Source organism: Sphingomonas sp., assembly GCF_031380695.1.
GTDB lineage: Bacteria > Pseudomonadota > Alphaproteobacteria > Sphingomonadales > Sphingomonadaceae > Sphingomicrobium.
In genome coordinates this window covers 1-5,425 of sequence record NZ_JANMWY010000152.1, presented here as the reverse complement: position 1 = coordinate 5,425, position 5,425 = coordinate 1, and the positions used below count along the sequence as shown (strand labels likewise).

Below are 5,425 nucleotides of genomic sequence, written 5' to 3'. Positions count from 1 at the left end.
TCGACCAGCGACCCACGCACGGCGAAATCACCGGCGTCATGGACCGCGTCGGCGCGCTGATAACCGTTGGCGGTGAGCAGGCGGACCAGCGCGTCGCGGTCGATCCGCTCGCCCTCCGCCAGCTGCCGCGTGAGTTGCCGGATGCGGAACGGCGTCAGCATCCTCTGCGCGGCAGCATTCGCCGTGGTCACAAGCAGTTGCGGGCCTTTGCGCGCAACCTGCAGCAACTGTAGGGTCGCCAGCCGTTCTGCCATGACGCGCAGTGCAGGGGAGGCGCGGTCATAGGGCAGGCAGTCCCACGCCGGCAGCGTCAGCACGGAGACTTCGGGCGCGAATACCGGCACTGTCTCGGCCAAGGCGCGCATCGCCGCCTCATCGCCGGCCAGTATGACTGCCCGCCCACCCTTGCCGGCGCCGTCGGCGGCACGCGCGAGGTCGGCGGCGAGCCACGGGAGATAGCCGGTAGGTACAGCAGCAAGGGTATGCGGCTCGCCGTCCGTCAGAATCCGGGAGAGCGCGTCGTTCACTTGTACACCTTGATAAAATCGAGCCGCATGAGCGTGTCCATCATCGTGCCGCGAAAGCGCTCCGGCACCGGCTGGGTTCCGATCGCCCAGGCCATGATGTCGACATCCTGCTCATCGAGGAGAGTCCCGAACCACTCACGCTCCGGCGGACCCCATTGCTCGTGGTGCGCGTCGAAATACCCACCGATCATCATGTCGGCTTCACGCGTCCCGCGATGTCCGGCGCGCCATTTCAGCGCCCGCGTCTGATCGTCCATTGGCCTTCGCTCCACGCGCGAAAATCCCGCTGGCGAGAATCGCCGCGGGTCGTTGGGACGATGTAGGCGCTTGGCCCGCTTGGCGCTAGGGAAGGCGAGATGCGGCCCGAAATCCTTCATCCGCTATTCGCCGAGGTCGAGGCGCTCAAGGGCGTTGGCCCGGGGGTCGCCAAGACGCTCGCCCGGCTTGGCCTGACGCGGGCAATCGACCTTACCTATCATCTGCCGACCGGGACGATCGACCGTATCCGCACGCCCGCCGCCAGCGCCGCGCTGCTCGGGCGGATCGTCATTCTCGAGCTAACGCCGTTCGACACGCGATCGGGTGCGGGGCGCGGGCCACTGCGGATCTTCGCCGCTGACCGCGACGGTAACACCATCACCTTGGTGTTCTTCAACAATCCCGGCTGGGCGTCGAAGCAGCTGCCGGTCGGTAAGGCGCGGACCGTGTCGGGCCGGCTCGATGCCTATGGCGACGAGTGGCAGATCGTCCATCCCGAGGTGTTGGAGGGCGGGGCCGAGCCGCCACTGAGCGAAGCCGTCTATCCGCTGACCGTGGGGATGACTAACCGGCGGATGCGGGAATTGGCGCTGACCGCGTTTGAGCGCGCGCCAGAGCTGCCCGAGTGGATCGAACCGTCGCTGCTGGCGCGTGAGCATTGGCGGCCGTGGCGGGCGTCGCTAGCCGAGGCGCATTCCGAACCGCTCGCAACATCGGCTCGCAAGCGCCTTGCCTATGACGAGATTTTCGCCAACCAGCTCGCGCTGATGCTGATCCGCCAGCATGCGCGGCGCCGCCGGGGCGTGGCATTGGTCGGGGACGGGCGGCTAACCGGGGCGCTGCAGCTACCCTATCAACTCACCGGTGCGCAGGCCCGGGTCACGCGCGAAATCCGCGACGACATGGCCCAGGCCGCGCCGATGCTGCGCCTGCTGCAGGGCGATGTCGGGTCGGGCAAGACACTGGTCGCGCTGCTGGCGATGCTCGAGGCGGTCGAGGCCGGGGCGCAGGCGGCAATGCTCGCCCCGACCGAAATCCTCGCGCGCCAGCATGTTGCGACTCTCCAACACCAGATCGACGCGCTCGGGGTGCGGGTCGCGATCCTCACCGGTCGTGAAAAGGGCCGGGTGCGCGAAGCCGTGCTGATGGGCCTCGCCGACGGGTCGATCGACATCCTCGTCGGCACCCACGCCATCTTCCCGGAGAAGGTCGCGTACAAGCGGCTCGGGCTGGTCGTGATTGACGAACAGCATCGCTTCGGCGTGTCGCAACGCCTGTTGCTGACCGAAAAGGCGGCGCACCCGCCACATTTGCTGGTCATGACCGCAACCCCGATCCCGCGCACGCTGACCCTAACGCAGTTCGGCGAGATGGACGTCAGCCGCCTCGACGAAATGCCGCCGGGTCGTTCGCCGGTCGAAACCCGCGTGATCAGCGAGGAGCGGCTCGGCGAAGTGATCGACGGCCTTGGTCGCCATCTCGCCGGTGGGGGGCAGGCCTATTGGGTCTGCCCGTTGGTCGAGGAGAGCGAGAAGAGCGACAGCGCGGCGGCGGAACAGCGCGCGGCGGTGCTGCGGCTGCGCTTCGGGCCGGATCGGGTCGGGCTGGTCCATGGGCGGATGAAGGGGGCGGAGAGGGACGACGTTATGGCGGCGTTTGCGAGCGGCGCGCTCGGCCTGCTGATCGCGACGACCGTGATCGAGGTCGGGGTCGACGTACCCAAGGCGACGTTGATGATCATCGAGGGGGCGGAGCGGTTCGGTCTGGCCCAGCTGCATCAGCTGCGCGGACGGGTCGGACGCGGGGAGGGGGCGTCGACCTGCCTGCTGATACGGGGCAGCGTGCTCAGCGAGACCGGGCGGGCGCGGCTGGCGCTGATGCGCGAGACCAACGACGGGTTCCGTATCGCCGAGGAGGATCTGCGCCTGCGCGGGCCGGGCGAGATTTTGGGAACGCGCCAGTCGGGCGAGCAGATGTTCCGCGTGGCGACGCCGGAGATGGTGACGGAGCTGGTGCCGATCGCGACCGACGATGCGCGGTTGTTGCTGGAGCGCGACGGGGGGTTGGCGAGCGAGCGGGGAAAGGCGGCGCGGACGGCACTCTATTTGTTCGAGCGCGATCAGGCGATCGATCTGATCAGGAGTGGGTAACCTTCCTCTCCCGCTGGGAGAGGCACGACTCGGCTAAGCCGAGCTAGGGTGAGAGCGACGCCTTCCCGGTCACCTTCACCCGTCCGGCGCTCCTCGCCCCTCCCTCTCCCGCTAGGAAAGGGGCTAGCGGGTCAGCAACCCGTGCTTTTTCTTGCCGAGGCTCAGCTTCAACGCTTCATTCCCTACCACGATCTCCAGCGCCGGATCGCTAACCACCGCGCCGTCGACCCGCACCGCGCCCTCGGCGATCTTGCGCCGGGCCTCGCCATTCGAGGCGGCGAACCCCAGCCCGGTCAGCGCCGCGACGATGCCGATCGATCCGCCCGTCGCCAGGCTCGGCAAATTCTCATCGGATGCGCCCTCGGCGAAGGTTCGACGCGCGGTCTCCTCGGCAGCTTTCGCCGCCTCGTTGCCATGCAGCAACATGGTGACCGCCGTCGCCAGGGCGATCTTCGCCTGATTGATGTCGGCACCAACCATCGCGCCCAACTGAGCGATCTCGTCCAGCGGCAAATCGGTAAACAGTTTCAGGAACTTGACGACATCGCCGTCCTGCGTGTTCCGCCAGAATTGCCAATAATCATACGGCGACACCCGGTCGGCGTTGAGCCACACCGCCCCTGCCGCGGTCTTGCCCATCTTGCCGCCGTCGGCGGTCGTGATCAGCGGGGTAGTCAGCCCATAGAGCTCGGCCCCGTCCATCCGCCGGCCGAGTTCGAGGCCGTTGACGATATTGCCCCACTGGTCCGACCCGCCGAGCTGCAACCGCACCCCAGCGCGGCGGGAAAGCTCCGCGAAATCATAGGCCTGGAGGATCATATAGTTGAATTCAAGGAAGGTCAGCGGCTGCTCGCGGTCGAGCCGGAGCTTGACCGAATCGAATGTCAGCATGCGGTTGATGGTGAAATGCCGCCCGACATCGCGCAGGAATTCGACGTAGTTCAGCTTGTCGAGCCAGTCGGCGTTGTCGACCAGAATGGCATCAGTCGGTCCGTCCCCGAACGTCAGGAACCGCTCGAAAACCCCCTTGATTCCAGCGATGTTCGCGGCGATGTCGTCACCCGTCAGCAACTTGCGCGATTCATCCTTGCCCGACGGATCGCCAACTTTGGTCGTCCCCCCCCCCATTAGCACGACCGGCTTGTGTCCGGCCTGCTGCAGGCGGCGCAGCATCATGATCTGCACCAGGCTCCCGACGTGGAGCGAAGGCGCGGTGGCGTCGAAGCCGATGTAGGCGGGGATGATCTCCCGCTCCGCCAGCGCGTCGAGCCCGGCGGCATCGGTCGCCTGGTGGATATAGCCGCGTTCGTCGAGCGAGCGGAGGAGGGTGGAGGTGTAGGTCATGGTCCGCGTGCTTAGTGATACTCACTCCTTTCGTCATCCCAGCCGAGCAAGAAACAGGGTTCCCGCTTTCGCGCGAATGACGATAGATGGAGCGTGCCCAGCCTGCCCCTCATCTGTCACCCCGACACGCCGCCGTCGGGCGCGCCGTTCCGGCTGTGGGTCAATGTCGACTATAGCGCCGCCTTTGGAATCCACGCGACGCTCAACCTGGCCTTTTGCATCGGTGCGCCGGCGGAGCGGTTCGTCCTTTCTGAAACCGCGGAGCCGGGACGCGCCGACGAATTGTGGAAGACGACCTGTTTCGAGGGGTTCCTCTGGGCGGAGGACGAGCCGGGCTACACCGAATGGAATTTCGCGCCGTCGGGTGACTGGGCAGCCTATGCCTTCGATGGGTATCGCGAGAGGATGGCCAACGCCGAGGACGTCGCGCCGCCTTACGTCAGGATGGAAGATAATTTCACTTGGTGGACGGTCCTCGCAACCATCGCGGTTCCGGCCCGTCAGCGCTACGCGCTCGGCTTGTCGGGAGTGTTGGAACAGCAGGACGGGACGAAGAGCTACTGGGCGCTCGCCCACCCGCCCGGCGCGCCTGATTTTCATCATCCCGATTGCTTCGTTGCCCGTCTTCCGTAAGCAGCGCTCATGACCCTGTTCGGTATCGATCGGCTGCTCGCCGACCCCGCGCTTCGTGCTCCGCTGCGGGGCAGGCGCGTCGCGCTCGTCGCCCATCCTGCTTCAGTGACGAACGATCTCACGCACAGCATCGACGCGCTTGCGCCACTGCTTAACCTCACCGCCGCCTTCGGACCGCAGCATGGCCTGAAGGGCGACAAGCAGGATAATATGGTCGAAAGCGCGGATTACCGTGACCCCGTCCACGGCATCCCGGTGTTCAGCCTTTACGGGGAGGTCCGCCGCCCGACCGCGGCGATGATGGCCGAATTCGACATCGTCCTGATCGACCTGCAGGACCTTGGGTGCCGCATCTACACCTTTATCACAACCCTGCTCTACATGCTCGAGGCAGCGGCCGCGCAGGGCAAGGCGGTGTGGGTGCTCGACCGGCCCAATCCGGCGGGACGCCCGGTCGAAGGGATGACGCTGCTGCCCGGATGGGCGAGCTTCGTCGGCGCCGGCCCCATCCCG

5 protein-coding genes and 1 pseudogene are annotated in these 5,425 nt (G+C 66.5%); 3 read left to right on the top strand and 3 right to left on the bottom strand.

The genetic code is table 11. The features are described from left to right. Together RMN84_RS05820 and RMN84_RS05815 are read right to left on the bottom strand one after the other, a co-directional pair. Positions 1-527 (bottom strand): annotated as a pseudogene (locus RMN84_RS05820) (transcription-repair coupling factor); the annotation flags it as partial. Continuing rightward, positions 524-784 carry a succinate dehydrogenase assembly factor 2 gene (locus RMN84_RS05815; RefSeq protein WP_309611253.1) on the bottom strand — a complete coding sequence of 87 codons (261 nt, stop codon included), beginning with the start codon at positions 782-784 and terminating at the stop codon, positions 524-526. The gene RMN84_RS05815 and the pseudogene RMN84_RS05820, both read right to left, overlap by 4 nt. Positions 785-883: 99 nt before the next feature. Between RMN84_RS05815 and recG the strand changes: the two genes are divergently transcribed. Further along, complete coding sequence (gene recG, locus RMN84_RS05810; protein WP_309611252.1) at positions 884-2,935, top strand: ATP-dependent DNA helicase RecG; 2,052 nt, start codon at positions 884-886, stop codon at positions 2,933-2,935. 123 nt (positions 2,936-3,058) lie between these two features. Here the strand turns inward: recG and tyrS are convergent, their stop codons facing one another. Further along, positions 3,059-4,279 (bottom strand): tyrosine--tRNA ligase, encoded by a 1,221-nt coding sequence (tyrS, locus tag RMN84_RS05805; protein WP_309611251.1) that lies wholly within the window; start codon positions 4,277-4,279, stop codon positions 3,059-3,061. A 93-nt stretch (positions 4,280-4,372) separates the two neighbouring features. Between tyrS and RMN84_RS05800 the strand changes: the two genes are divergently transcribed. Continuing rightward, positions 4,373-4,912 carry a DOMON-like domain-containing protein gene (locus RMN84_RS05800; RefSeq protein ID WP_309611250.1) on the top strand — a complete coding sequence of 180 codons (540 nt, stop codon included), beginning with the start codon at positions 4,373-4,375 and terminating at the stop codon, positions 4,910-4,912. Positions 4,913-4,921: 9 nt separating this feature from the next. Further along, the coding region (locus RMN84_RS05795; RefSeq protein WP_309611249.1) for an exo-beta-N-acetylmuramidase NamZ domain-containing protein at positions 4,922-5,425 on the top strand (504 nt) is incomplete at its 3' end.